This is a genomic window from Pseudomonas sp. R1-7, from assembly GCF_051132105.1.
Classification (GTDB): domain Bacteria; phylum Pseudomonadota; class Gammaproteobacteria; order Pseudomonadales; family Pseudomonadaceae; genus Aquipseudomonas.
In genome coordinates, this window is the sequence record NZ_CP071661.1 from 4688818 (window position 1) to 4715432 (window position 26615).

Annotated in this window: 20 protein-coding genes and 1 pseudogene; 2 read left to right on the plus strand and 19 right to left on the minus strand. The window is 60.5% G+C overall.

Going from position 1 to position 26615, the window contains the following annotated elements:
- Positions 1-3: 3 nt before the first annotated feature.
- The 19 genes and pseudogenes from J3P79_RS21025 to rpsB all read right to left on the minus strand — a co-directional run bounded on the left by J3P79_RS21025 (position 4) and on the right by rpsB (position 22717).
- Complete coding sequence (locus tag J3P79_RS21025; protein ID WP_030139477.1) at positions 4-1635, minus strand: CTP synthase; 1632 nt, start codon at positions 1633-1635, stop codon at positions 4-6.
- Positions 1636-1909: 274 nt separating this feature from the next.
- A pseudogene (gene tilS / locus J3P79_RS21030) lies at positions 1910-3239 on the minus strand (tRNA lysidine(34) synthetase TilS).
- Between the two features lie 133 nt (positions 3240-3372).
- Positions 3373-4320, minus strand: coding sequence for an acetyl-CoA carboxylase carboxyltransferase subunit alpha (locus J3P79_RS21035; protein WP_434605470.1), 948 nt, complete (start codon positions 4318-4320; stop codon positions 3373-3375).
- 150 nt (positions 4321-4470) lie between these two features.
- The gene (gene dnaE, locus J3P79_RS21040; protein ID WP_434605472.1) at positions 4471-7992 is read right to left on the minus strand and encodes a DNA polymerase III subunit alpha; all 3522 of its coding nucleotides are present in this window, start codon (positions 7990-7992) and stop codon (positions 4471-4473) included.
- A 78-nt stretch (positions 7993-8070) separates the two neighbouring features.
- Complete coding sequence (gene rnhB, locus J3P79_RS21045; protein ID WP_434605474.1) at positions 8071-8712, minus strand: ribonuclease HII; 642 nt, start codon at positions 8710-8712, stop codon at positions 8071-8073.
- Positions 8709-9839: a lipid-A-disaccharide synthase gene (lpxB, locus tag J3P79_RS21050; RefSeq protein WP_434605475.1), complete on the minus strand. Its 1131-nt coding sequence runs from the start codon at positions 9837-9839 to the stop codon at positions 8709-8711. The genes rnhB and lpxB overlap by 4 nt, the downstream gene beginning before the upstream one ends.
- A gap of 2 nt (positions 9840-9841) precedes the next feature.
- Positions 9842-10618, minus strand: coding sequence for an acyl-ACP--UDP-N-acetylglucosamine O-acyltransferase (gene lpxA / locus J3P79_RS21055; RefSeq protein ID WP_434605476.1), 777 nt, complete (start codon positions 10616-10618; stop codon positions 9842-9844).
- Entirely contained in the window at positions 10615-11055 is a 441-nt protein-coding gene (gene fabZ / locus J3P79_RS21060; RefSeq protein WP_003184897.1) for a 3-hydroxyacyl-ACP dehydratase FabZ, read from the minus strand. The genes lpxA and fabZ overlap by 4 nt, the downstream gene beginning before the upstream one ends.
- 111 nt (positions 11056-11166) lie before the next feature.
- The gene (gene lpxD, locus J3P79_RS21065) at positions 11167-12222 is read right to left on the minus strand and encodes a UDP-3-O-(3-hydroxymyristoyl)glucosamine N-acyltransferase (protein WP_434605477.1); all 1056 of its coding nucleotides are present in this window, start codon (positions 12220-12222) and stop codon (positions 11167-11169) included.
- Between the two features lie 3 nt (positions 12223-12225).
- Positions 12226-12729: an OmpH family outer membrane protein gene (locus J3P79_RS21070; RefSeq protein WP_003184901.1), complete on the minus strand. Its 504-nt coding sequence runs from the start codon at positions 12727-12729 to the stop codon at positions 12226-12228.
- A gap of 45 nt (positions 12730-12774) precedes the next feature.
- Positions 12775-15162: an outer membrane protein assembly factor BamA gene (gene bamA, locus J3P79_RS21075; protein WP_434605479.1), complete on the minus strand. Its 2388-nt coding sequence runs from the start codon at positions 15160-15162 to the stop codon at positions 12775-12777.
- Positions 15163-15236: 74 nt separating this feature from the next.
- Entirely contained in the window at positions 15237-16589 is a 1353-nt protein-coding gene (rseP, locus tag J3P79_RS21080; protein WP_434605480.1) for an RIP metalloprotease RseP, read from the minus strand.
- Positions 16590-16641: 52 nt separating this feature from the next.
- The gene (gene ispC / locus J3P79_RS21085; RefSeq protein ID WP_434605481.1) at positions 16642-17832 is read right to left on the minus strand and encodes a 1-deoxy-D-xylulose-5-phosphate reductoisomerase; all 1191 of its coding nucleotides are present in this window, start codon (positions 17830-17832) and stop codon (positions 16642-16644) included.
- Positions 17829-18635 (minus strand): phosphatidate cytidylyltransferase, encoded by an 807-nt coding sequence (locus J3P79_RS21090; RefSeq protein ID WP_434605483.1) that lies wholly within the window; start codon positions 18633-18635, stop codon positions 17829-17831. Before J3P79_RS21090 ends, ispC begins: the two co-directional genes overlap by 4 nt.
- Positions 18635-19390, minus strand: coding sequence for a polyprenyl diphosphate synthase (uppS, locus tag J3P79_RS21095; RefSeq protein ID WP_434605484.1), 756 nt, complete (start codon positions 19388-19390; stop codon positions 18635-18637). The genes J3P79_RS21090 and uppS overlap by 1 nt, the downstream gene beginning before the upstream one ends.
- 13 nt (positions 19391-19403) lie before the next feature.
- Positions 19404-19961 (minus strand): ribosome recycling factor, encoded by a 558-nt coding sequence (gene frr / locus J3P79_RS21100; RefSeq protein WP_434605485.1) that lies wholly within the window; start codon positions 19959-19961, stop codon positions 19404-19406.
- The gene (gene pyrH, locus J3P79_RS21105; protein ID WP_039591983.1) at positions 19958-20701 is read right to left on the minus strand and encodes a UMP kinase; all 744 of its coding nucleotides are present in this window, start codon (positions 20699-20701) and stop codon (positions 19958-19960) included. The genes frr and pyrH overlap by 4 nt, the downstream gene beginning before the upstream one ends.
- 213 nt (positions 20702-20914) lie before the next feature.
- Positions 20915-21781 carry a translation elongation factor Ts gene (tsf, locus tag J3P79_RS21110; RefSeq protein WP_030139490.1) on the minus strand — a complete coding sequence of 289 codons (867 nt, stop codon included), beginning with the start codon at positions 21779-21781 and terminating at the stop codon, positions 20915-20917.
- Between the two features lie 195 nt (positions 21782-21976).
- Positions 21977-22717, minus strand: coding sequence for a 30S ribosomal protein S2 (gene rpsB / locus J3P79_RS21115; protein WP_039591984.1), 741 nt, complete (start codon positions 22715-22717; stop codon positions 21977-21979).
- A gap of 373 nt (positions 22718-23090) precedes the next feature.
- On the opposite strand from rpsB, the gene map reads away from it, so the two are divergent.
- Positions 23091-23873: a type I methionyl aminopeptidase gene (map, locus tag J3P79_RS21120; protein ID WP_030139491.1), complete on the plus strand. Its 783-nt coding sequence runs from the start codon at positions 23091-23093 to the stop codon at positions 23871-23873.
- A gap of 38 nt (positions 23874-23911) precedes the next feature.
- Positions 23912-26614 (plus strand): [protein-PII] uridylyltransferase, encoded by a 2703-nt coding sequence (locus J3P79_RS21125; protein ID WP_434605487.1) that lies wholly within the window; start codon positions 23912-23914, stop codon positions 26612-26614.
- Position 26615 lies beyond the last annotated feature (1 nt).

A 26615-nucleotide genomic window follows, 5' to 3' on the forward strand; every position in this document is an offset into this window, starting at 1 on the left:
GTTTTATGCCTTTTTCTGGTGTTGGGCCAAAGCGGCTTTCACGAAACCACTGAACAACGGGTGGCCATCGCGCGGTGTCGAGGTGAACTCCGGGTGGAACTGGCAGGCAACGAACCATGGATGGTCAGCAGCCTCGACCACTTCGACCAGCGCACCGTCACCGGAGCGGCCGGAAATCTTCAGGCCGGCTTCGATCAGCTGTGGCAGCAGGTTGTTGTTCACTTCGTAGCGGTGGCGATGACGCTCGACAATCACGTCCTTGGCATAGCAGTCGTGCACCTTGGAGCCGGCTTCGAGCAGGCATTCCTGGGCACCGAGGCGCATGGTGCCGCCCAGGTCCGAGCTCTCGGTACGCACTTCAACGGCGCCGGTGGCATCTTCCCATTCGGTGATCAGGCCGACGACCGGATGACCGCTGGCGCGATCGAATTCGGTGGAGTTGGCGTCTTTCCACCCCATCACGTTACGGGCGAACTCGATGACCGCCACTTGCATGCCCAGGCAGATGCCCAGGTATGGCACCTTGTTTTCGCGAGCGTATTGCACCGCGGTGATCTTGCCTTCCACGCCGCGCAGGCCAAAGCCGCCCGGTACGAGGATCGCGTCGGCGCCTTCAAGCAGCCCGGTGCCCTGGTTCTCGATGTCTTCGGAATCGATGTAGCGCAGGTTGACCTTGGTGCGGTTGCTGATACCGGCATGACTCATCGCTTCGATCAGCGACTTGTAGGCGTCCAGCAGTTCCATGTACTTGCCGACCATCGCGATGGTGACTTCGTGCTCGGGGTTCAGCTTGGCATCGACCACGGCGTCCCACTCGGACAGGTCGGCGCTCGCGCATTGCAGGCCGAAGCGCTCGACGACGAAGTCATCGAGGCCCTGGGAGTGCAGGATGCCCGGGATCTTGTAGATGGTGTCGGCGTCTTCCAGGCCGATGACCGCACGTTCTTCCACGTTGGTGAACTGGGCGATCTTGCGACGCGAAGAGATATCGATCGGGTGATCGGAGCGGCAGATCAGCACGTCCGGCTGCAGGCCGATGGAACGCAGTTCCTTGACCGAGTGCTGGGTCGGCTTGGTCTTGGTTTCGCCAGCGGTGGCGATGTACGGCACCAGGGTCAGGTGCATCAGCATCGCGCGCTTGGCGCCGATTTCGAAACGCAACTGGCGGATGGCTTCGAGGAACGGCTGGGATTCGATATCGCCCACGGTGCCGCCAATCTCGACCATCGCGACGTCGGCATCGCCGGCACCCTTGATGATGCGGCGCTTGATTTCGTCGGTGATGTGCGGGATGACCTGGATGGTCGCGCCCAGGTAGTCACCACGACGCTCTTTGCGCAGCACGTGCTCGTAGACACGGCCGGTGGTGAAGTTGTTGTTCTGGGTCATGGTCGTGCGGATGAACCGCTCGTAGTGGCCCAGGTCCAGGTCGGTCTCGGCGCCGTCGTGGGTGACGAACACTTCACCGTGCTGGAACGGGCTCATGGTGCCCGGGTCGACGTTGATGTACGGGTCCAGCTTGAGCATGGTGACCTTAAGTCCCCGCGCCTCCAGGATGGCCGCCAATGAAGCCGAGGCAATGCCTTTCCCCAATGAAGAAACAACACCGCCCGTGACGAATATGTAGCGCGTCATGAAAAACCCTAGAAGTCTGCGTTAAAGCGGTCCGAGCCGCCGGGGAAAGCGAAGGAAGGCCGAAGCCCCCGATCACCTGCATTAATCACAGTGCACCTTTCAAAAAAACCGCCGCGTCGGGACAGACCGGAGGTGGAATCACCGGTACGTTGCTCGCTACACATTTTTTGGAATCGCCCAGCAAAGACTGCTTGGTAATCGGCAACTCCTGCAATTCAGGCGAATCCACAGAAGTTGTATCAAGAAGGGAGCGTAGTCTACCGGAAAGCCCCTTTCAGCTCAAACCCAGATCTTGGCTTTCATGGCTGCCAAATCAGTTGCCAGCTGCCATCAGCGTCCCGATCGATCATCGGGAGGTTGGCAATCCCCAGCAATTGCTCGCCCCGATACAGCAAAGGCAATCGAGCACGAACGAACGCCGGCACGCCGTTTTCGTTGAGCAAACGCTTGAGGTCCCGGTGCCCGCGCCCCGGTAATTCCATGACCTCGCCGCCCTGGCGATACCGGATGCAAAGCGCTCCCGCGGGGGCTTCGCCGCGAAGGATCACCTGGCCATTGCCTGGCAGTGGCAACACCTGATCAACCCGGGGCCATCCAACGGGGCCGGAAACCGGCTGCAACCAGTGGTCGGATAACCACCAGATGCGTCCGCCGGTCCGGTGTATTTCCCCATCGGCGAGACGCCAGACGGGATGGCCATCTTCCCTGGCATCACGCAGCGAGTCCCAACCCGCCCAATGGTCACTGTCGGGAAACCTCGTCAAAGGCGCCAGCCAATGGCTCAGCGCATTGCGCTGGCGGGCAGGAGACAAGGCCCGCAAAGGCGCCAGTTCAAGCGACCGTAGCCCGAGCCAATCAAAAGCGCTGGCGGTCAGGGCGCGTTCCAAATCGATCTGCGCCAGCTCATCCAGCAAGCCTTGCGCCTCGCTCAAGTGCGCGGCGCTGCGGGCGAGGGTCAGCGACGCTTGGGGCCACTGCTCGGCCAGAACCGGAAAGACCCGCTGGCGCAGGAAATTGCGGGCGTATCGATGATCATCATTGGAGGGGTCATGAACCCAGCTCAAGCCATGCCGACTGGCATAAGCCTCCAACTCCGCCCGGGACACATCCAACAATGGCCGCAGCAGATGCCCCTGCCCCAAGGGGCGCTGCCTCGGCATCGCCGACAAACCGCGTACCCCTGCCCCACGCAGCAAACGAAACAACAGGGTTTCGGCCTGATCGTCGCGGTGCTGGGCAGTGAGCAGCACGTCGTTCTCTTGTGTCGCGGCAATGAAAACCGCGTAGCGCGCGTCCCGGGCGGCGCGCTCGACGCTGGCGCCGGGCCGGACCTCTACGCTAACCACTCGCAGCGGCACCCCAATAGCCTCGCAGACCTTACGACAATGTTCCGGCCACGCGTCGGCCACGGCCTGGAGGCCATGATGAACGTGGATTGCGCTTATCGGCGGCAGGGATTGGTTTTCGGCCAGGGAAACGAGCAGGTGCAGCAGGACAGTGGAGTCGAGGCCGCCGGAGAAGGCGATTCGCCAGTGGGCGGCGTTGCGCCAGGGGAGTAGCTGTGTGAGGAGCCGGGTTGGCAGATCAATCCTGGGCTGATTCATGGAAACGGGCCTTCACACAATCAAATGTGGGAGCGAGCTTGCTCGCGATGGCGGCGTATCAGTCAACTTGTTGGTTGAATGTTAAACCGTTATCGCGAGCAAGCTCGCTCCCACACAAGGTACAGCGTTCGAATCAGAGACCGTAGCTCATCAACCGCTCATAACGACGGGCCAGCAGCGCGTCGTTGTCGAACTTCTTGAGCATCGACAACTGCGAGCTCAGCTCGGCGCGGATCAGCGCTGCGGCGGCGGCCGGGTCGCGATGGGCGCCGCCCACAGGCTCGTTGATCACTTTATCAACAATACCCAGGCCCTTGAGGCGCTCGGCGGTGATGCCCATGGCTTCAGCGGCATCCGGTGCCTTCTCGGCGGTTTTCCACAGGATCGAGGCGCAGCCTTCCGGCGAGATCACCGCGTAGGTGGAATATTGCAGCATGTTCAACTGGTCGCAGACACCAATGGCCAACGCACCGCCGGAACCGCCTTCGCCAATCACGGTAGCGATGATCGGGGTCTTCAGGCGCGCCATGACTCGCAGGTTCCAGGCAATCGCTTCGCTCTGGTTGCGCTCTTCGGCGTCGATGCCCGGGTAGGCGCCCGGGGTGTCGATGAAGGTCAGGATCGGCATCTTGAAGCGTTCGGCCATTTCCATCAGGCGGCAAGCCTTGCGGTAGCCTTCCGGACGCGGCATGCCGAAGTTGCGGCGCACTTTTTCGCGCACTTCGCGGCCCTTCTGGTGACCGATCACCATCACCGGCTGGTCGTCCAGGCGGGCAACGCCGCCAACGATCGCGGCGTCATCGGAGAAGTGACGGTCGCCGTGAAGCTCATCGAACTCGGTGAAGATGTGTTCAATGTAGTCCAGGGTGTAGGGGCGACGCGGATGACGCGCCAGACGCGCGATCTGCCAACTGGTCAGCTTGCCGAAGATATCTTCGGTCAGCGTGCGGCTCTTGTCCTGCAGCCGAGAGATTTCATCGCCGATATTCAGCGAATTGTCGTTACCGACCAAGCGCAACTCTTCGATCTTGGCTTGAAGGTCGGCGATCGGCTGTTCGAAATCTAGAAAATTCGGGTTCATAGGCGTCCGTCTTGGGTCGACGTCCAAGAGAGCTTGGGCCGGCCGGTTGTCTATTCGCGCCCTACCTTAAGGGAGAGGCGCGTTCAGGTCGAGATTAAAAATTCGAGTCGAGGTCAGGGGCGCTCCGGATACGGGAGTGGCCCCTGGCCGTCAACGGTATTGGAGGAAGACGTTGTCTTTGCCGAACTGGTCACGCAAGGCTTGAATCAACGCATCCGCCGGGTCGATCCGCCACCCCTCGCCGAACTGCAGCACGGCCTTGGCGTCGGGGCGCACATACTCCATGGTGATTGGGCACGCACCGCGATGGCGCTTGAACAACTCGCCCAGCCAGCGTAGCTGATCACCCTTGAGGTCCTGGGTCTGCAACTTCAGGCGCAGGCTCTCGGCCAGGTTGGTGCGGGCATCTTCCATGCTCATCACACGCTTGACCCGCAGCCGCAGGCCACCGGAGAAGTCATCGTTGCTGACCTCGCCTTCCACCACCACCATCGCGTCGGTCTGCAACAACGACTGCGCCGAATGGAACGCATCGGCGAACAATGACGCCTCGATGCGCCCGGAGCGATCGTCGAGGGTGATGAAGCCCATCTTGTCGCCCTTTTTGTTCTTCATCACCCGCAGCGCGATGATCATGCCGGCGACGGTCTGCGTGTCGCGCGCGGGCTTGAGGTCGATGATGCGCTGACGGGCGAAACGGCGAATCTCGCCTTCGTATTCGTCGATCGGGTGACCGGTCAGGTAGAGGCCCAGGGTGTCTTTTTCACCCTTGAGGCGTTCCTTGAGGGTCAGTTCCTTGGCCTTGCGATGGTTGCCGTAGACATCGGCATCTTCCTCGACGAACAGCCCGCCAAACAGGTCGGCGTGGCCACTGTCGTGGGTACGAGCGGTCTGTTCGGCCGCCTTGATCGCTTCTTCCATCGCCGCCAGCAACACCGCGCGATTGCGGTCGATGTTGGCCTGATAGGCCTTGGGCTCATCGTGAAAATAAGGCCCCAGACGGTCCAGCGCGCCACTGCGGATCAAACCGTCGAGGGTGCGCTTGTTGATACGCTTTAGGTCGACCCGGGCGCAGAAATCGAACAGATCCTTGAAGGGCCCGTCCTGGCGCGCCTCGGTGATGGCCTCCACCGGGCCTTCGCCCACGCCCTTGATCGCGCCGAGGCCATAAATGATGCGGCCTTCGTCGTTCACCGTGAACTTGAACTCCGAAGCGTTCACGTCCGGCGCGTCGAGGCGCAGCTTCATGGTCCGCACTTCTTCGATCAAGGTCACGACCTTGTCGGTGTTGTGCATATCCGCCGACAGTACAGCCGCCATGAACGGCGCCGGGTAATGCGCTTTCAGCCACGCGGTCTGGTACGACACCAGGCCATAGGCGGCGGAGTGGGATTTGTTGAAGCCGTAGCCGGCGAATTTTTCCACCAGGTCGAAGATGTTGCCCGCCAGGTCCGCATCGATGCCGTTGTTCGCGCAACCTTCGATGAAACCGCCGCGCTGCTTGGCCATCTCCTCGGGCTTTTTCTTACCCATGGCTCGACGCAGCATGTCCGCGCCGCCGAGGGTGTAACCGGCCATCACCTGGGCGATTTGCATCACCTGTTCCTGGTACAGGATGATGCCGTAGGTCGGGGCCAGTACCGGCTTCAAGCCCTCGTACTGGTAATCGGGATGCGGATACGCGAGCTCGGCGCGGCCGTGCTTACGGTTGATGAAGTCATCCACCATGCCCGATTGCAGCGGGCCCGGACGGAACAGTGCCACCAGTGCAATCAAGTCTTCCAGGCAGTCGGGCTTGAGCTTCTTGATCAGCTCCTTCATGCCCCGGGATTCAAGCTGGAATACCGCCGTGGTCTCGGCTTTTTGCAGCAGGCTGTAGGTCGGCTTGTCATCCAGCGGGATGAAGGCAATGTCCAGTGGTTCTTCGCCGACCTTGGCCCGGTCGCGGTTGATGGTCTTCAACGCCCAATCGATGATCGTCAGGGTCCGCAGGCCGAGGAAGTCGAACTTCACCAGGCCCGCCGCCTCGACGTCATCCTTGTCGAACTGGGTGACCAGCCCGTCGCCTTCTTCATCGCAATAGATCGGCGAGAAGTCAGTGAGCTTGGTCGGTGCGATCACCACGCCACCGGCGTGCTTGCCGACGTTACGCACCACACCTTCGAGCTTGCGTGCCATCTCCCAGATTTCGGCAGCCTCTTCATCGACCTTGATGAAGTCCCGCAGGATTTCTTCCTGCTCGTAGGCCTTCTCCAGGGTCATGCCGACTTCGAACGGGATCATCTTCGACAGACGATCCGCCAGGCCGTAGGACTTGCCCTGCACCCGCGCCACGTCGCGCACCACAGCCTTGGCCGCCATCGAACCGAAAGTAATGATCTGGCTCACCGCGTTACGACCGTACTTCTCGGCCACGTAGTCGATCACCCGGTCGCGACCATCCATGCAGAAGTCGACGTCGAAGTCGGGCATGGAAACCCGCTCGGGGTTGAGGAAACGTTCGAACAGCAGGTCATATTCCAGCGGGTCGAGGTCGGTGATCTTCTGCACGTAGGCCACCAGCGACCCGGCGCCCGACCCACGGCCAGGGCCTACCGGTACGCCGTTGCTCTTGGCCCACTGGATGAAGTCCATCACGATCAGGAAGTAACCGGGAAAGCCCATCTGGATGATGATATCCAGCTCGAAATTCAGCCGATCGACATAGACCTGGCGCTTGGCTTCGTAATCTTCGGTGGTGTCCTTGGGAAGCAGGACGCTGAGGCGCTCTTCGAGGCCGTCGAACGACACCTTGCGGAAATACTCATCGATGGTCATGCCATCGGGAATCGGGAAGTTGGGCAGGAAGTGCTTGCCCAGTTTTACTTCGATGTTGCAGCGCTTGGCGATCTCGACGGTGTTTTCCAGCGCCTCGGGCAGGTCGCTGAACAGCTCCGCCATTTCCTCGGCGCTCTTGAGGTATTGCTGGTCGCTGTAGTTTTTCGGTCGACGCGGGTCGTCGAGGGCCCGGCCCTCACCGATGCAGACGCGACTTTCGTGGGCTTCGAAATCTTCCTGCTTGATGAACCGCACGTCGTTGGTCGCCACCAGCGGCGCACCGAGCTTGTCGGCCAGGGCCACGGCGGCGTGCAGGTGCTCTTCGTCATTAGGGCGATTGGTGCGTTGGACCTCGATGTAGAAGCGATCCGGGAACACGGCCATCCAGTCGTGGGCCAGTTGCTCGGCTTCTTCGGTATTGCCACTGAGCAGGGCCTGGCCGATTTCACCTTCCTTGGCCGCCGACAGCATGATCAATCCTTCGCTGGCCTCGGCCACCCACTCGCGCTCGATGATGATCGAACCGTTGCGCTGGCCGTCGATAAAGCCTCGGGAAATCAGCTCGGTAAGGTTGCGGTAGCCAACGGCGTTCATCACCAACAGGCTGATCCGGCTCAGCGGCGCGTCGGGGTCCTTGTTCGAAAGCCATAGGTCGGCACCGCAGATCGGCTTGATCCCGGCGCCCATGGCGTTCTTGTAGAACTTGACCAGCGAGCACATGTTGTTCTGGTCGGTAACGGCCACGGCAGGCATGTTCATGCCCACCAGCGTCTTGACCAGGGGCTTGATCCGCACCAGACCGTCGACCAGGGAGTATTCAGTGTGCAGGCGTAGATGAACGAATGAAGCCGGCATAGTGATCCTGCGTTAAGTCATGAAAACAACAAGGCCCGGATTGTACCGGGCCTTGGGTAAAACATCAGCCATGCGCGGTCAGCTTTCGACCAAGCCATCCCGCGCTTCATAGGCCAGCCGAACCGGGGCAAACGAACGCCGATGGATGGGCGTCGGCCCAAGGCGCGCCAGGGCTTCCAGATGGACGGGCGTCGGGTAGCCTTTGTGGTTGCCGATGCCATAGCCCGGGTAGATCAATTCGAACGCGGCCATTTCCCGGTCACGGCTGACCTTGGCCAGGATCGAGGCCGCCGCGATGGCCGGCACCTTGCCGTCGCCCTGGATGACCGCTTCGGCGCGCATCGACAGTTTCGGACAACGATTGCCGTCGATCATCGCCAGCTTCGGCGTGATATGCAGCCCCTGCACCGCACGCTGCATGGCGAGCATGGTGGCGTGCAGGATATTGAGCTCATCGATTTCTTCGACTTCGGCCCGGGCGATGCACCAGCTCAGGGCCTTCTCGCAGATTTCTTCGTAGAGTTTCTCGCGACGGGCTTCGGTGAGTTTCTTGGAATCATCGAGGCCGAGGATCGGCCGTTTCGGATCGAGAATCACCGCCGCCGTCACCACGGCGCCGCACAAAGGCCCGCGCCCTACTTCATCGACACCGGCCACCAGCTCTTCCACTTCGGCAACCAGGTTGAAATCCAGGCCCATCTGTAGCTTTACGTTGCTCATGGTTTTGCGCCGATCAGGGTCAGTACTGCATCGGCGGCCTGATTGGAGGCATCGCGACGCAAGGTACGGTGGATTTCGTCAAAGCCCCGAGTCTGTTCCGTGCCTCCGTCGATCAAGGGCGACAGCGTGTTGGCCAAAGCGTCGGCGGTCGCGTCATCTTGCAGCAGCTCGGGGACCAGCAGGCGCTGGGCCAGCAGATTGGGCAAGGAAACGTAAGGGCTCTTGACCATGCGCTTGAGAATCCAGAACGTCAGCGGCGCCAGGCGATAGGCAACCACCATCGGGCGTTTGAACAGCAACGCCTCAAGGGTAGCAGTGCCGGACGCAATCAACACGGCGTCACAGGCCGCCAGCGCATCATGGGAACGACCATCGAGCAACGTCACTGGCAAATCGCGACCGACCAGCAGGGCTTCAAGCTGGACGCGACGCTGCGCACTGGCACACGGCAGGACAAACCGTACACCGGGGCGCATCGCCCTCAGGCGCTCGGCGGCGTCAAAAAACAGGCCGCCCAAGCGACTCACTTCGCCGCCCCGGCTGCCGGGCATCAATGCCACCAGCGGCCCTTCCGGCAGGCCAAGCGCCTGGCGCGCCGCTTCGCGATCGGCTTCCAGGGGAATGGTATCGGCCAGGGTGTGCCCGACAAACCGCACCGGTACGCCTTTTTCTTCGTAGAAGCGGGCTTCGAATGGCAACAGCGTCAGCATCAAGTCGCAACCCTCGCGGATCTTCAGCACCCGCTTCTGCCGCCAGGCCCAGACCGACGGGCTGACGTAATGCACGGTCTTGATACCGGCCTGGCGCAACTTGAGTTCGATATTGAGGGTGAAATCCGGCGCATCGATGCCGATGAACACGTCCGGTTTTTCGTCAATCAGCGTCTGGATCAGCTTCTTGCGACGAGCGAGCAGCTCGCGCAGTCGCCCGAGCACCTCCACCAGGCCCATGACCGACAGGCGCTCCATCGGGAAATAGGATTCCATCCCTTCGGCTTGCATCAATGGCCCGCCGACCCCAATGAACTCGACTGCAGGATGCTGCGCCTTGAGCGCGCGCATCAAGCCAGCACCCAGGATGTCACCGGAAGCTTCCCCCGCCACCAGCGCAATACGCAGATTGGCCATGGTCAGCGAGTAATGCCGCGGGTCGAAGACTGGATCGAGTCACGGAATATCGCGACTTCCGGGAACTGCGAGGACGCTTCGGCCAGCTCGGCGAGCGCCTGCTCGACTGTCAGGCCTTGGCGGTAGACAACTTTGTAGGCGCGACGCAGCGCCGTGATCGCCTCTTCACTGAAACCACGACGACGCATGCCTTCGAAATTCATGCTGCGGGCTTCGGCCGGGTTACCGAACACGGTGACATAGGCCGGGACATCCTTGCCGATGGCGGTGCCCATGCCGGAGAAACTGTGGGCGCCGATATGGCAATACTGGTGGACAAGGGTAAAACCGGACAGGATCGCCCAGTCATCCACGTGCACGTGGCCGGCCAGCGCCGTGTTGTTGACCAGTATGCAATGGTTGCCAATGACGCTGTCGTGACCGATGTGGGCATAGGCCATGATCAGGTTGTGGTCGCCCAGCGTCGTTTCGGAACGGTCCTGGACAGTGCCACGGTGAATCGTCACGCCTTCGCGGATCACGTTGTGATCGCCGATCACCAGGCGGGTTTCTTCACCTTTGTACTTGAGATCGGGCGTGTCCTCGCCAACCGATGAAAACTGGTAGATGCGATTGTGCCTACCGATCCGGGTCGGACCCTTGAGAATTACGTGGGGACCGATCACGGTGCCCTCGCCGATTTCCACACCTGCGCCGACGATCGACCATGGGCCAACCTCGACATCGGCGGCCAGCACGGCCGTCGGATCGATGATTGCGCGAGGGTCAATCAAACTCATAGCTTGCGTTCCGCGCAGATGATTTCAGCGGAGCAGACCGGCTTGCCATCGACCGAAGCCTGGCATTCGAACTTCCAGATCTGACGCTTGCAGCTGATGAACTTGGCCTCGAGGATCAACTGGTCGCCCGGGGTCACCGGCTGGCGGAAGCGCAGCTTGTCGGAGCCGACGAAGTAGTAAAGCGTGCCGTCGGCAGGCTTCACGTCGAGCATTTTGAAACCAAGGATCCCGGCAGCCTGAGCCATCGCTTCGATGATCAACACGCCCGGCATGATTGGATGCGCGGGGAAGTGGCCATTGAAGAACGGTTCGTTGATGCTGACATTCTTGTAGGCGCGAATGCGCTTGCCTTCAACATCCAGGTCCACGACCCGATCCACCAGCAGGAACGGGTAACGGTGAGGCAGGTATTCGCGAATCTCGTTGATGTCCATCATTTCGGGGGGAAGCCTATGTAAAGATTGGGAGCGCACGATTGACGCGCACCCCGCTAGCAAATCAAGGAGGCCAAGGCCTAGCGGCTGTGCACACTTGATATGGAAATGGTATCAGCCATCTGATGAAGCATTACCGCCAGGGGTCACGTCCCCTACACGCTTTTCCACCTGCTTGAGGCGCCGCGCGATGTCGTCGAGCTGGCGGATACGCGCCGCGCTCTTGCGCCACTCGGCAGCCGGTTGCATGGCTGTGCCGGAAGAATAGGCACCCGGCTCGGTAATCGAGTGGGTCACCATGGTCATCCCGGTCAGGAATACGTTGTCACAAATATCGATATGACCCACCAGGCCCACGCCGCCGGCGAGCATGCAATGCTTGCCGATTCTGGTACTGCCGGAAATACCGACACAGGCAGCCATGGCGGTGTGGTCACCGACCTGGACGTTGTGGGCGATCTGGATCTGGTTGTCGAGCTTGACGCCATTGCCGATGACGGTATCGGCCAACGCGCCACGGTCGATGGCCGTATTGACGCCGATCTCCACGTCGTCGCCAATGCTCACGCCGCCGATCTGGGCGATCTTCTGCCAGACGCCTTTCTCATTGGCGAAACCGAACCCTTCACCGCCCAACACCGCGCCGGACTGAATCACCACCCGCTTGCCGATGCGCACATCGTGATACAGGGTGACCCGCGGCGCCAGCCAACCGCCCTCGCCGATCTCGCTGCGCGCACCGATGAAGCAGTGGGCGCCCAGCGTCACGCCAGCGCCAATCCGGGCCGCGCCTTCGATGACGACAAAAGGACCGATACTGGCCGTGGGGTCGACAATGGCATCCGCCGCGATCACCGCACTGGGATGGATGCCTGCCGCCGACTTGGGCTTGGGATCGAATAGATGGGAAATTCGGGCGTACGCCAGGTACGGATCGGCCACGACCAGCGCATCACCCACGAACCCTTCGGCATCGCCCGCTTTGAGCAATAACGCGCCAGCCCGGCTATCAGCCAGGTATTTGCGGTACTGGGGATTTGCCAGGAAGCTCAACTGAGCTGGGCCAGCCTCTTGCAAAGTGGCTAGCCCAGTGATTGGCTTCTCCGGGTCGCCACGCAGGGTGGCGCCGAGGAACTCGGCCAATTGGCCGAGCTTGATAGTCGCTGTCATGGATTACTTCAGCTGGTTCATGCGCTCGATGACCTGGCGCGTGATGTCATATTGAGGTTTGACATCGATGACCGCGCCCCGCTCGAACACCAGGTCGAAACCACCCTTCTTGATGACTTCTTCCACGGCGCTGTCGAGTTTCGGCTTGAGCTGCTTGAGCATTTCACGGTCGGCCACGGCTTTCGCTTCGTTCAGCTCCTTGGACTGGAACTGGAAGTCACGGGCCTTCTGCTTGAATTCAAGCTCCAGGCGTTCGCGCTCGCCTTGGGCCATCTTGTCGCCACCGGCGACCAGACGGTCCTGGATGCCCTTCGCACTGCTTTCCAGGCCCTTGAGCTTGGTCAGTTGCGGGCCGAATTTCTTCTCGGCATCCACGGCGTATTTCTTTGCCGCGTCGGACTCCAGCAAGGCCATCTGATAGTTCAGCACGGCGATTTTCATGTCGGCAAAAGCCGGGCCTGCGACCAGTACGGTCGCCAGGAGAACCAATTGAGTCAACTTACGCACGATGTACTCCTACAAAATCCATTGTCGTTATCTTGGGTCAGACGCTTAGAACGTCTGGCCGAGGGAGAATTGGAACACTTGGGTTTCAGCGTCATCCGGCTTCTTGATCGGCATCGCCAACGCGAAGCTCAGCGGGCCCAGCGCAGTGACCCAGGTCACGCCCACGCCGACGGAGCTGGCCAGGTTGCTCAGGCTGATGTCATTGCATTCCGCGTTGGATGACGTGCCATTGTTGTTGGTGGCGTTATCGCAACTGGAGTCGAATACGTTACCCACGTCCCAGAATACCGAGGTACGCAGGGAGCGCTGATCCTTGACGAACGGCATGGGGAACAGCAACTCAACCCCGCCCTGAATCAGCACGTTGCCACCGAATGGCAGCGGATCCTGGTCCGGATCTGCGATGGTCCCCTCGTTGCCAGTCACAGCTGCACCGCGGCTCGGCGTACTGCGCGGGCCCAAGGTGCTGTCCTTGAAACCACGAACCGAGTTGAAACCACCCGCGTAGTAGTTCTCGTAGAACGGCAGGCCGTCGGTCGAACCGTAGCCGTCGCCATAGCCCAGCTCGGTGTGCAGGCGCATGGTGTAGTTGTCCGACAGCGGCTGGAACAGCTGGCCACGGTAGTCGAGCTTGAAGAACGACAAGTCACTGCCAGGCGTGGTGGTTTCCAGGACGAGGCTTTGCGAACGGCCACGGGTTGCCAGCACACCCTTGTTCAGGGTCGACTCAGACCAACCAACAGATGCCTTGAAGTTCAGGTACTTGTCGCCTTCCTTCTCGACGAAATCGAAAATCTCGTCAACGGTATAGCGACCAGTGCTGATCTCGTCCTGCTGGGCGGTGAGGCCGAAGGTCAGGCGCGAAGTCTCGCTGATTGGATAACCCACGTTGACGCCGGCGCCCAAGCTGTCTACTGCATAGCTGGAAACATCGGAGTCGAGTTCGTCATAGTCAGTGGTGCGATAGAAGGCGTTATAGCCCAGGCTCACGCCGTCGGCGGTCCAGTAGGGGTCTACATAGCCGAAGTTGTAGCGGGTCTGGTATTCACTACGGGTCAGGCCGATGCTGACTTTGTTACCGGTACCGAGGAAGTTGTTCTGGGTGATCGAACCACCCAGGATCAGGCCCGCGCTCTGGGCGAAACCGACACTGGCGGTGATCGAGCCGGAAGCCTGCTCCTCGACGCTGTAGTTCACGTCGACCTGGTCATCGACGCCTGGTACGGCCGGGGTCTCGACGTTGACTTCCTTGAAGAAGCCCAGGCGTTCCAGACGGGTCTTGGATTGGTCGATCAGGTAGGTCGACGCCCAGCCGCCTTCCATCTGACGCATTTCACGGCGCAGCACTTCGTCCTCGGACTTGGTGTTGCCACGGAAATTGATGCGGTTGACGTAGGCACGCTTGCCCGGGTCCACGGCGAAGGTGATGTCGACGGTATGGTCTTCATCGTGCGGCTGCGGAACGCCGTTGACGTTGGCGAAGGTGTAACCCTCGTTACCCAAGCGGCGGGTGATCAGCTCGGAAGTGGTGGTCATCAGCTTGCGCGAGAACACCTGGCCTTTCTGTACCAGCAGCAGCGACTTGACCTGGTCCTCGGGAACCTTCAGGTCACCGCTGAGCTTGACGTCACGAACGGTGTACTTATCGCCTTCGTTGACGTTGACAGTGATGTAGACGTGTTTCTTGTCTGGCGTGATGGACACCTGGGTCGAAGCGATGTCCATGTTGATGTAGCCACGGTCCAGGTAATAGGAACGCAGGCGCTCCAGGTCACCGGAGAGTTTTTCACGGGCGTACTTGTCGTCATTCTTGAAGAACGACAGCCAGTTGGTGGTCTTGAGCTCGAACAGGTCGATCAGGTCTTCGTCCGGGAAAACCGTGTTGCCCACCACGTTGATGTGCTGGATGGCTGCCACCGTGCCTTCATTGATGTTGACCTTGAGGCCGACACGGTTACGCGGCTGCGGCACCACTTCGGTGTCGACGGTGGCCGAGTAGCGGCCCTGGGCAACGTACTGGCGCTGCAGCTCGTTACGAACACCTTCGAGGGTAGCGCGCTGGAAGATCTCGCCTTCGGCAAGGCCGGATTGCTTGAGGCCTTTCATCAGGTCCTCAGTGGAAATCGCTTTGTTGCCTTCGATCTCGATACTGGCGACCGACGGACGCTCGACTACCGTGATGACCAGGACATTGCCGTCGCGGCCCAGCTGGATATCTTGAAAGAAGCCGGTCTTGAACAACGCACGAGTGGATTCCACCAGGCGCCGATCATCCGCTTGCTCGCCGACGTTCAGCGGCAAGGCACCAAAGACGCTACCTGCGGAAACCCGCTGGAGGCCGTTGACGCGAATATCAGAGATAGTGAAGGACTCGGCGTGAACTTCGGCGATCATCAATACGGTGAGAACCGCAGTTAGCAGCAGACGTTTCATGAAGTCCTTTCTTATTCCAACTGGCAATAAACAAACTGCCGCAAAACGCGGCAGATTCGCAATTCAGCGAAGCGTTACAGACGACCCAGATCGTTGACCAAGGCAAGCAACATCACCCCGACCACCAAGCTGATACCGATCTGTATCCCCCAACCTTGCACCCGATCCGACAAGGGACGACCACGCGCCCACTCGATCAGATAAAACAGCAGATGCCCCCCATCCAATACCGGGATGGGCAGCAAATTCAGAACTCCCAGGCTAATGCTTAGATAAGCAAGGAAATTCAGGAAATCAGCGACGCCCGACTGGGCAGAAGCGCCCGCCACTTTAGCAATGGTTATCGGTCCACTCAAGTTTTTTACCGAGAGCTCGCCGAACAACATTTTCTTCAGCGAGTCGAGCGTCAGGACACTCATGGTCCACGTACGACGCGCGCCCTCGCCAATAGCCGCGACAGGACCGAAGCTGACCTCGCGAACCATCTCCGGCGGCCAGTCGACAGCCTTGACGCCCGCCCCCAGGTAACCCGTCGGGGCCTTGCCTTCGCCACGGGCGGCCAAGGTGACAGGCACATCGATTGAAGCACCGTCGCGCTCCACCCGCAGCAATATCTTGGTATCAGGACGGACACGAACCGAATCGACCACCTGCTGCCAGTCGCTGACCGCCTGGCCGTCGAACGCGAGCAAACGGTCACCGGTCTTCAAACCTGCGGCTTGGGCGGGACCTTTCGGATCGAGCTCGGCAAGCACGGGCGGCAGCGCGGGTCGCCATGGGCGGATCCCGAGGGAGCGGATCGGGTCGGGCTCGTCGGCCCCCTTGAGCCAGTTATCGAGCACCAGCTCCCGCGGCGAGTCCGCAGTGGAGCCCTCTTCGCGGACCATCATGTGCAGGGAGCCGCTCTCACCCAGGCGACGCACCAACTGCAAATTGACTGCAGCCCAACCCGAAGTTGGCTCGCCATCGATGGCGACGATTTCCTGGCCAGCGCCCAGTCCGGCACGCGCCGCAACGCTCCCCGCCTCGACCGCGCCAATGACCGGTCGCACCTGCTCGCTTCCCAGCATGGCCAGCGCCCAGAAAAACACCAGGGCCAGCAGGAAATTGGCGATCGGCCCCGCCGCGACGATGGCGATACGCTGACGAACGGTCTTGCGATTGAAGGACTGGTCGAGCTGGTCGGGCGGCACCTCGCCTTCGCGCTCGTCGAGCATCTTGACGTAACCACCCAGCGGAATGGCCGCGACAACAAATTCGGTGCCCTGCTTGTCGTGCCAGCGCAACAGAGGCATGCCGAAGCCGACAGAGAAACGAAGAACCTTGACGCCACAGCGACGCGCGACCCAGAAATGGCCGGATTCGTGAAAAGTGACCAGCACCCCCAACGCAACCAGGGTGCCGACAATCATATAGAGCGCGCTCATCTGTTTTCTCCACAATCCTGCCCGGGACAACCCTGGCTAACGTACCGCAGCCTCAACGCCCGTGGCGGCTCAACCATTGGCCTGCCAACTGACGGGCCCTGGCATCCACGGTGAATACCGCGTCGAGGTCATCGAGGGAGACCACGGCCTCGAGATTCAAGACTTCCTCGATGATACTCGCGATCTCGAGGTAACGGACACGCCCGTCTAGAAACGCTGCAACCGCCACTTCGTTGGCCGCGTTAAGCATGGCCGGCGCGCTGTTGCCCGCCTCGGCCGCCTGTCGCGCCAGGCGCAGGCAGGGAAAGCGCTGCTCATCGGGCGCCTGGAAATCCAGGCGCGCGATCGCGAACAGGTCCAGCGGCGCCACACCCGAATCAATCCGCTCCGGCCAGGCCAATGCATTGGCGATCGGGGTGCGCATGTCCGGGTTGCCCAACTGGGCCAGCACCGAACCGTCGACATAATCGACGAGGGAGTGAATCACGCTTTGCGGGTGGATCACCACCTCGACCTGCGATGGCCTGGCATCAAACAGCCAGCAAGCTTCGATCAACTCCAAGCCCTTGTTCATCATGCTGGCCGAGTCCACGGAAATCTTGCGCCCCATGGACCAGTTCGGGTGGGCGCAGGCCTGTTCGGGTGAAACATGCACCAATTCTTCCAGCGGTGTCTGCCGGAACGGACCACCGGACGCCGTCAGAAGAATCCTGCGCACACCGACCGCACCCAGGCCACGGGAAAAATCCAGCGGCATGCATTGGAAAATCGCGTTGTGTTCGCTGTCGATCGGCAGCAACACCGAGCCGCTTTTGCGCACCGCCTGCATGAACAGCGCGCCGGACATCACCAACGCCTCTTTATTGGCCAGGAGGATTTTCTTGCCGGCCTCCACCGCCGCCAGTGTCGGACGCAAGCCTGCGGCACCGACTATCGCCGCCATCACCGCGTCGACTTCAGGGTCGGAAGCGACCTGACAGAGACCTTCTTCTCCCACTAGCACTCGGGTTTGCAGCCCGGCCGCCCGCAGATCATCCTGCAGGGCGCGAGCCGCGCCAGCCTCAGGCACTACGGCAAACCTGGGCGTGTGACGAATGCACAACCCCAACAGCTCGCTCAAGCGCGTGAACCCGCTGAGGGCAAACACTTGGTAGCGCTCAGGATGCCTGCCGATGACATCCAGCGTACTGAGGCCGATCGAACCGGTGGCGCCCAGCACGGTGATCTGCTGCGTACGACTCACGACGCCGCCATCCACAGAAGCACAGCGAAGATCGGGATCGCGGCAGTCAGGCTGTCGATGCGATCCAGCACGCCGCCGTGACCCGGCAGCAAGTTACTGCTGTCCTTGATCCCGGACTGACGCTTGAACATGCTTTCGGTCAGGTCGCCGACCACCGACACGAACACGATGAGGGCCGCACCGAACAGGCCCATCAGCAACTGCGCGACAGTCCAGTCCCGCACGAAACCAACCACCGCCGTGATGACCAGGCTCAAGGCCAGGCCGCCGTAGACGCCTTCCCAGCTTTTGCCAGGGCTGACCTTGGGCGCCAGCTTGCGCTTGCCGAAGGCACGACCCGAGAAATAGGCACCCACATCGGCGCCCCAGACCAGCACCATCACCGCCATGATCTGCCAGTTGCCCAGCGGCCCCTGCTTGATCCAGATAAGCCCTTGCCAGGCCGGTAGCAGGATCAGCAGGCCGATCATTAACTTGGTGGCGGCATTGGCCCAATGATGCGTCGTCTGCGGATAGGTCAGGACCAGGAAGGTCGCCACGGCCCACCACAGCACTGCCGCACCCAGCACCCAAGGCGCGAGGCCGGGCACCACATACATGATGAACAGCATGGCTGCCACGGCTGCCGCATAGATCACGCGTGCCGATTGCGCCGCAAAACCCGCCAGCCGCGCCCATTCCCACGCGCCAAGGGTCACGACCAGGCCGATGAACAGGGCGAAGCCCGCACCTTCGAGCAGGAAAAAACCACCCAAGGCGATGGGCAACAGGATCAGGGCGGTGATGATTCGTTGTTTTAGCATTAAACCCGGGCTCCAGCTTCGATCTGCTCGCTCGTTTTACCGAAACGACGCTGACGGGAAGCGAAATCGGCCAGCGCGGTGCGCATGGCTTCGTGTTTGAAGTCCGGCCAGAACAGGTCGGAGAAGTACAGCTCGGCGTACGCCAGCTGCCACAGCAGGAAATTGCTGATGCGGTGTTCGCCACCGGTGCGGATGCACAAGTCCGGCAGTGGGAGGTCGCCGGTTGCCAGGCAGGTCTGCAGCAGTTCAGGAGTAATGTCTTCGGGCCGCAGATGACCGGCCTGGACTTCCCGCGCCAGTCGCTGGGCCGCCTGGGCGATGTCCCACTGACCGCCATAGTTGGCAGCGATTTGCAGGACAAACCGATCGGCGCCAGCCGTAGCTGACTCAGCCTCACGCATTGCCGCCTGCAGTTCCGGATGAAAACGCGAACGGTCGCCGATGATGCGCAAGCTGATCTTGTTGTCGTTGAGGCGCTTGGCCTCGCGACGCAGGGCCTTGAGAAACAGGTCCATCAAGGCACTGACTTCATCGGCTGGACGCTGCCAGTTCTCACTGGAGAAGGCGAACAGGGTCAGTACTTCGACCCCGGCTTCGGCGCACACCTCGATAACTGCACGGACCGCATCAACCCCGGCCTTGTGCCCGGCGACGCCGGGCATAAAGCGTTTCTTGGCCCAGCGGTTATTGCCGTCCATGATGATCGCCACGTGGCGCGGCACCGTGAACGGTACGGCCTGCTTGGTCTTATCCATTAAAACGAGACCCTTATACGGCCATCAGGTCTTTTTCTTTCTCGTCCGTGGCCTTGGTGATCTGGGCCTCGGATTCTTTGGTCAGCTTATCGATATCAGCGATGGCACGACGCTCTTCGTCTTCACTGATTTCCTTGTCCTTGACCAGCTTCTTCAGCTCACCCAACGCGTCACGACGGATATTGCGCACGGCAACACGCGCGTCTTCCGCTGCGCTACGGGCCTGCTTGGTGAAACCTTTGCGCGTTTCCTCGGTGAGGGCCGGCATCGAAATCAGCAGCAGCTCGCCCAGGTTGGTGGGGTTGAGGTTCAGGCCAGCACTCTGGATCGCCTTGTCTACAGCAGCGAGCATATTGCGCTCGAAAGCCACGACCTGCAGGGTGCGCGAGTCTTTCACGGTGACGTTGGCGACGCTGCTCAGCGGCGTGTCAGCGCCGTAGTAAGGCACCATGACGCTGCCGAGGATGCTCGGGTGAGCCTTGCCGGTACGAATCTGGCCGAATGCGTGGCTCAGGGACTCCAGGGATTTCTGCATGCGCTCTTGAGCGTCTTTCTTGATGTCGTTGATCATTGCTTGCCTTCCTCGATCAGTGTTCCTTCGGCGCCGCCATGGACAATATTGAGCAGGGCACCGGGTTTGTTCATGTTGAAAACGCGCAGCGGCATCTTGTGGTCGCGGCACAGGCAGATAGCCGTCAGGTCCATTACACCCAGCTTGCGATCCAGCACTTCATCGTAGGTCAGATGATCGAACTTCTCGGCATGCGGGTCTTTGAACGGGTCAGCGGTGTACACACCATCCACCTTGGTTGCCTTGAGCACGACATCGGCGTCGATCTCGATCGCTCGCAGGCACGCGGCCGAATCCGTGGTGAAGAACGGATTACCGGTACCGGCGGCGAAAATCACCACTTCCTTGGAGTTGAGGTGGCGCATGGCTTTGCGGCGATCGTAGTGATCGGTCACGCCAACCATGGAAATGGCCGACATCACGATGGCCGAGATATTGGCACGCTCGAGCGCGTCGCGCATAGCCAGGGCGTTCATCACAGTGGCCAGCATGCCCATGTGGTCGCCTGTGACCCGATCCATGCCGGCCGCGCTCAGCGCTGCGCCGCGGAACAGGTTGCCGCCGCCGATGACCAGGCCGACCTGGACGCCGATCCCGACCAACTGGCCAACTTCCAGGGCCATGCGATCCAGCACTTTCGGGTCGATCCCGAACTCTTCCGAGCCCATCAGGGCCTCGCCGCTAAGCTTGAGTAGAATGCGTTTATAGCGAGCCTGATAACCACTGCCCTGCTGAGCCATTGCGAATCTCTCCTGCGGCGTATTTTTTCAAAAAATTCTTTGCGGCTGTTTGCAGCCTGCGTTCACTCTAGCTTGGCACTGACACAGCGCCATCGGAACACGGCTTTGTAAGCCAGTTCCGGCAGGAAACCAATATAAATCGGCATCCCATCCAAAAAGAGGCTGCGCGCGTTAAGCGGGCAGCCTCTTCTGGGCGACGTTATGAAAACCGTCTTATTGCTTGCTGGCAGCAGCTACCTGGGCGGCAACTTCTTCAGCGAAGTTGTCGACCGGCTTCTCGATGCCTTCGCCCACTTTGAAGTAGGTGAAGGAAACGATTTCAGCACCGGCTTTCTTCGCCAGGTCGCCGACCTTGATTTCCGGGTTCTTGACGAACGCCTGCTCAACCAGGCTGGCTTCGGCCAGGAACTTGGAGATGCGGCCGCTGACCATCTTCTCGGCGATTTCGGCAGGCTTGCCTTTCAGCTTCTCTTCGTTCAGCTGCAGGAAAACGCCCTTCTCGCGCTCGATCGCTTCAGCCGAAACGTCCGAAGGCAACAGGAACTCAGGATTGGTCGCAGCCACGTGCATGGCGATGTCTTTCGCCAGCTCGGTATCGCCGCCCTTCAGGACAACTGCAACACCGATCTTGTTGCCGTGCAGGTAGGTACCGACCACGTCACCTTCAACGCGAACCAGGCGACGGATGTTGACGTTTTCGCCGGTCTTGCCAACCAGTACCAGGCGCGCTTCTTCCTGAGCTTCGATCAGCGGAGCTGCGTCGGTCAGTTTGTCAGCGAAGGCTTTATCGACGCTGGCAGCGACGAATGCCTTGAAGTCGTCTTGCAGAGCCAGGAAGTCGGTCTGGGAGTTGACTTCCAGCAGAACGGCGGCTTTACCGTCGTCCTTGATGGCGATGGCGCCTTCAGCGGCAACGTTGCCAGCTTTCTTGGCAGCCTTGATGGCGCCCGAAGCACGCATGTCATCAATGGCTTTCTCGATGTCGCCGCCAGCCTTGGTCAAGGCTTTCTTGCAATCCATCATGCCTTCGCCGGTACGCTCGCGCAGTTCTTTGACCAACGCTGCAGTAATCTCTGCCATTTCAAAATCCTCTTGGATAGGTTTTCAACCATTCCACCCGACCGAACGGGCGATCAATTCTTCCTGGAAAACCACCGTTTATAGACCGCTGCAGGTTACAAACAGGTAGCTGCGCTGGCGACAAGTGGTTTTCGAGGTGGCAAAAAGGGGGCCAAGCCCCCTTTTTGCTTACTGAGTCAACGCCAGGGGCGTCGATTACTCAGCGGCTGCTGCCGGAGCTTCGTCAGCTGCGAACTCAACAGTACCGCCAGAAACATTGTTGCGACCACGGATCACAGCGTCAGCCATCGAACCCATGTACAGCTGGATGGCGCGGATGGCGTCATCGTTGCCTGGAATGATGTAGTCAACGCCTTCCGGGCTGCTGTTGGTATCGACAACGCCGATGACCGGGATACCCAGCTTGTTGGCTTCGGTGATCGCGATGCGCTCGTGGTCAACGTCGATCACGAACAGTGCGTCAGGCAGACCGCCCATGTCCTTGATACCGCCCAGGGAGCGGTCCAGCTTCTCAAGATCGCGAGTGCGCATCAGCGCTTCTTTCTTGGTCAGCTTGGCGAAAGTACCGTCTTCGGACTGGACTTCAAGGTCACGCAGACGCTTGATGGAAGCGCGAATGGTCTTGAAGTTGGTCAGCATGCCGCCCAACCAGCGATGATCGACGTACGGCGAACCGCAACGTGCTGCTTCTTCAGCAACGATCTTGCCAGCGGAACGCTTGGTGCCGACGAACAGAATCTTGTTTTTGCCCTGGGCCAGGCGCTCTACGAAGGTCAGTGCTTCGTTGAACATCGGCAGGGTTTTTTCAAGGTTGATGATGTGGATCTTGTTACGCGCGCCGAAAATGTACTTGCCCATTTTCGGGTTCCAGTAACGGGTCTGGTGACCGAAGTGCACACCGGCCTTCAGCATATCGCGCATGTTGACTTGGGACATGATAGTTCCTTGATAAGTCGGGTTTGGCCTCCACGTATCCCAATGACCAACCAGTGGCTATATAGCCAAAGGCACCCAGGTCATCGTGTCGACACGTGTGTGGATTTAAGCTTACGGGGTCATCCCCGGAAAGCGGCGCATTTTATACCACAGCAAGGGCGAAAACGAAACCCGGATTCTGAAATCCTGGAGAAGCACCCTCGCCCCGCCCTTCCATTGGCTGTGAATACACGCCCTTATAGACAGAAGCGATGCACGCAGGCGCGGATTTGCCTTGCTCGTCTGTTAGAATCGCGTTTTTCAGGGCCGCATGGATCATCATCCACCGCCCATTTCGTTTTGAACAGCGCCGTCGGGCGCAGAGAGAGCCTGTATGACCGTTACCCTCAAGACGCCCGAGGACATCGCAAAAATGCGTGTCGCCGGCAAACTCGCCGCCGAAGTGCTGGAAATGATCGCCGACTACGTCAAGCCGGGCGTGACCACGGAAGAGCTGGACCGCATCTGCCACGACTATATCGTCAACGAGCAGAAAGCCATCCCGGCCCCGCTCAACTACAAAGGCTTCCCGAAGTCGATCTGCACCTCGATCAACCATGTGGTCTGCCATGGCATCCCCAACGAGAAACCGTTGAAGGACGGCGACACCTTGAACATCGACGTCACCGTCATCAAGGACGGCTACCACGGCGACACCAGCCGCATGTTCCATGTCGGCAACGTACCGGAGTGGGCCGAGCGCCTGTCCAAGGTCACCCAGGAATGCATGTACATGGCCATCGAGCTGGTGAAACCGGGCTGCCGCCTGGGCGACATCGGCGAAGTGATCCAGAAGCACGCGCAAAAGAATGGTTTTTCGGTGGTGCGCGAGTTCTGCGGCCACGGCATTGGCAAGGTGTTCCACGAAGAGCCGCAGATCCTGCACTACGGCCGTGCCGGCACCGGCATGGAACTGCAGGCGGGCATGACCTTCACCATCGAGCCGATGATCAACCAGGGCCGCGCCGACACCAAGGTATTAGGCGACGGTTGGACCGCCATTACCAAGGACCGCAAGCTGTCGGCGCAGTGGGAACACACGCTGCTGGTGACCGAGACCGGCTACGAGATCTTTACCCTGCGCAGTGACGACACCATCCCGCGCGTTTCCGCCTGACCCGTAACCAGCCTATAGATAGAAAGGAAAGCCATTCGATGCCGCAGGTGGATCCCGAACTCTTCGACCGCGGCCAGTTCCAGGCTGAACTGGCCCTGAAGGCAAGCCCCATCTCGGCGTTCAAGAAGGCGATCCGCCAAGCGCACGAAGTGCTCGACCAGCGCTTTCGCAGCGGTCGCGATATCCGCCGACTGATCGAAGACCGCGCCTGGTTCGTCGATAACATCCTGCAAAAGGCCTGGGAACAGTTCAATTGGAGTGAAGACGCCGACATTGCCCTGGTGGCAGTGGGCGGATATGGGCGCGGCGAGCTGCACCCCTACTCCGATATCGACCTGCTGATCCTGCTGGACAGCGCCGACCATGAGGTTTTCCGCGACTCCATCGAGCGGTTCCTGACGTTGCTATGGGACATCGGCCTGGAAGTCGGCCAGAGCGTACGCTCGGTGCAGGAATGCGCCGACGAGGCCCGCGCCGACCTGACGGTGATCACCAACCTGATGGAAAGCCGTACCATCGCCGGCCCCGAGCGCCTGCGCCAGCGCATGCTCGACGTCACCAGTACGGCGCAAATGTGGCCGAGCAAGGACTTCTTCCTGGCCAAGCGCGCCGAACAAAAGGCCCGTCACCACAAGTACAACGACACCGAGTACAACCTGGAACCCAACGTCAAGGGCTCGCCTGGCGGGCTGCGGGACATCCAGACGATCCTATGGGTCGCCCGGCGCCAGTACGGCACGCTGAACCTGCGAGCCCTGGCCGGCGAGGGTTTCCTGGTGGAAAGCGAAAATGCCCTGTTGGCGTCGTCCCAGGAGTTTTTGTGGAAGGTCCGCTACGCACTGCATATGCTCGCCGGACGCTCCGAGGACCGCCTGCTGTTCGATCACCAGCGTTCCATCGCCGGCCTGCTGGGTTTTGAAGGACAGGACGCCAAGCAATCCATCGAAAACTTCATGCAGCAGTATTACCGCGTGGTGATGAGCATCGCCCAGCTCAGCGAACTGATCATCCAGCACTTCGAGGAAGTGATCCTCGCCCCCGAAGACGAAGAGCCGCCGCAGCCGATCAACTCCCGTTTTCAACTGCACGACGGCTACATTGAAGCGCGCAACGCCAACGTATTCCGCCGGACGCCGTTTGCCATGCTCGAGATTTTCGTGCTCATGGCCCAGCAGCCGGAAATCAAGGGCGTGCGCGCCGACACCATTCGCCTGTTGCGGGAAAACCGCCATTTGATCGATGAGGATTTCCGGCACGATATCCGCAACACCAGCCTGTTCATCGAACTGTTCAAGTGCAAGATCGGTGTGCACCGCAACCTGCGCCGCATGAACCGCTACGGAATCCTCGGGCGCTACCTGCCGGAGTTCGGCTATATCGTCGGACAGATGCAACATGACCTGTTCCACATCTACACGGTCGATGCCCACACGCTGAACCTGATCAAGCACCTGCGTAAGCTGCAATACACCCAGGTATCAGAGAAATTCCCGCTGGCCAGCAAACTCATGGCCAAGCTGCCCAAGCCCGAGCTGATCTACATGGCCGGGCTTTACCACGACATCGGCAAGGGCCGTCAGGGTGACCATTCCGAAATTGGCGCGGTGGATGCCGAAGCGTTCTGCCAGCGGCACCAGTTGCCGGCCTGGGACAGTCGGCTGATCGTCTGGTTGGTGCAGAACCACCTGGTGATGTCGACCACCGCCCAGCGCAAGGACTTGTCCGACCCGCAGGTGATCCACGACTTCGCCCAGATCGTCGGCGATGAAACCCGCCTCGATTACCTCTACGTGCTGACCGTGGCAGACATCAACGCCACCAACCCGAGCCTGTGGAATTCCTGGCGCGCGAGCCTGTTGCGCCAGCTCTACACCGAGACCAAGCGTGCCCTGCGCCGCGGCCTGGAAAACCCGGTTGACCGCGAAGAACAGATCCGCCGCACCCAGAGCGCCGCCCTGGACATCCTGGTCCGCGGCGGCACCGATCCGGACGATGTCGAGCAGCTCTGGTCGCAATTGGGCGATGACTACTTCTTGCGCCACACCGCCGGCGATGTGGCCTGGCACAGCGACGCGATCCTGCAGCAACCGGCCGATGGCGGGCCGCTGGTATTGATCAAGGAAACCACCCAGCGCGAGTTCGAGGGCGGCACGCAGATTTTCATCTACGCACCCGACCAGCACGACTTCTTTGCCGTGACCGTGGCCGCGATGGACCAACTCAACCTCAACATCCATGACGCCCGGGTCATTACGTCCACCAGCCAGTTCACCCTCGACACCTACATCGTGCTCGACACCGACGGCGACTCGATTGGCGACAACCCGGCGCGGGTCAAGCAGATCCGCGACGGCCTTACCGAGGCCCTGCGCAACCCGGCGGACTACCCGACCATCATCCAGCGCCGGGTGCCGCGCCAGCTCAAGCATTTCGCCTTCGCGCCACAGGTGACGATCCACAATGATGCCCAGCGCCAGGTCACCGTGCTGGAACTCAGCGCACCGGATCGCCCGGGCCTGCTGGCGCGAGTTGGCCATATCTTCCTGGAGTTCGACCTGTCTCTGCAGAACGCCAAGATCGCCACGCTTGGCGAACGGGTGGAAGACGTGTTCTTCATCACCGACGCCCACAACCAGCCGTTGTCCGATCCGCAGCTTTGCAGCCGCTTGCAGGAAGCGATCGTGCAGCACTTGAGCGTCAACCAGGAACCCGACATCAACCTGACGCGAATCAGCATCTGAT

What these genes read in the sequence shown, in the direction of transcription:
- J3P79_RS21025 (WP_030139477.1), bottom strand. Translation starts at nt 1,635, where the DNA reads ATGACGCGCTACATATTCGTCACGGGCGGTGTTGTTTCTTCATTGGGG.
- J3P79_RS21035 (WP_434605470.1), bottom strand. Translation starts at nt 4,320, where the DNA reads ATGAACCCGAATTTTCTAGATTTCGAACAGCCGATCGCCGACCTTCAA.
- dnaE (WP_434605472.1), bottom strand. Translation starts at nt 7,992, where the DNA reads ATGCCGGCTTCATTCGTTCATCTACGCCTGCACACTGAATACTCCCTG.
- rnhB (WP_434605474.1), bottom strand. Translation starts at nt 8,712, where the DNA reads ATGAGCAACGTAAAGCTACAGATGGGCCTGGATTTCAACCTGGTTGCC.
- lpxB (WP_434605475.1), bottom strand. Translation starts at nt 9,839, where the DNA reads ATGGCCAATCTGCGTATTGCGCTGGTGGCGGGGGAAGCTTCCGGTGAC.
- lpxA (WP_434605476.1), bottom strand. Translation starts at nt 10,618, where the DNA reads ATGAGTTTGATTGACCCTCGCGCAATCATCGATCCGACGGCCGTGCTG.
- fabZ (WP_003184897.1), bottom strand. Translation starts at nt 11,055, where the DNA reads ATGATGGACATCAACGAGATTCGCGAATACCTGCCTCACCGTTACCCG.
- lpxD (WP_434605477.1), bottom strand. Translation starts at nt 12,222, where the DNA reads ATGACAGCGACTATCAAGCTCGGCCAATTGGCCGAGTTCCTCGGCGCC.
- bamA (WP_434605479.1), bottom strand. Translation starts at nt 15,162, where the DNA reads ATGAAACGTCTGCTGCTAACTGCGGTTCTCACCGTATTGATGATCGCC.
- rseP (WP_434605480.1), bottom strand. Translation starts at nt 16,589, where the DNA reads ATGAGCGCGCTCTATATGATTGTCGGCACCCTGGTTGCGTTGGGGGTG.
- J3P79_RS21090 (WP_434605483.1), bottom strand. Translation starts at nt 18,635, where the DNA reads ATGCTAAAACAACGAATCATCACCGCCCTGATCCTGTTGCCCATCGCC.
- uppS (WP_434605484.1), bottom strand. Translation starts at nt 19,390, where the DNA reads ATGGATAAGACCAAGCAGGCCGTACCGTTCACGGTGCCGCGCCACGTG.
- frr (WP_434605485.1), bottom strand. Translation starts at nt 19,961, where the DNA reads ATGATCAACGACATCAAGAAAGACGCTCAAGAGCGCATGCAGAAATCC.
- pyrH (WP_039591983.1), bottom strand. Translation starts at nt 20,701, where the DNA reads ATGGCTCAGCAGGGCAGTGGTTATCAGGCTCGCTATAAACGCATTCTA.
- tsf (WP_030139490.1), bottom strand. Translation starts at nt 21,781, where the DNA reads ATGGCAGAGATTACTGCAGCGTTGGTCAAAGAACTGCGCGAGCGTACC.
- rpsB (WP_039591984.1), bottom strand. Translation starts at nt 22,717, where the DNA reads ATGTCCCAAGTCAACATGCGCGATATGCTGAAGGCCGGTGTGCACTTC.
- map (WP_030139491.1), top strand. Translation starts at nt 23,091, where the DNA reads ATGACCGTTACCCTCAAGACGCCCGAGGACATCGCAAAAATGCGTGTC.
- J3P79_RS21125 (WP_434605487.1), top strand. Translation starts at nt 23,912, where the DNA reads ATGCCGCAGGTGGATCCCGAACTCTTCGACCGCGGCCAGTTCCAGGCT.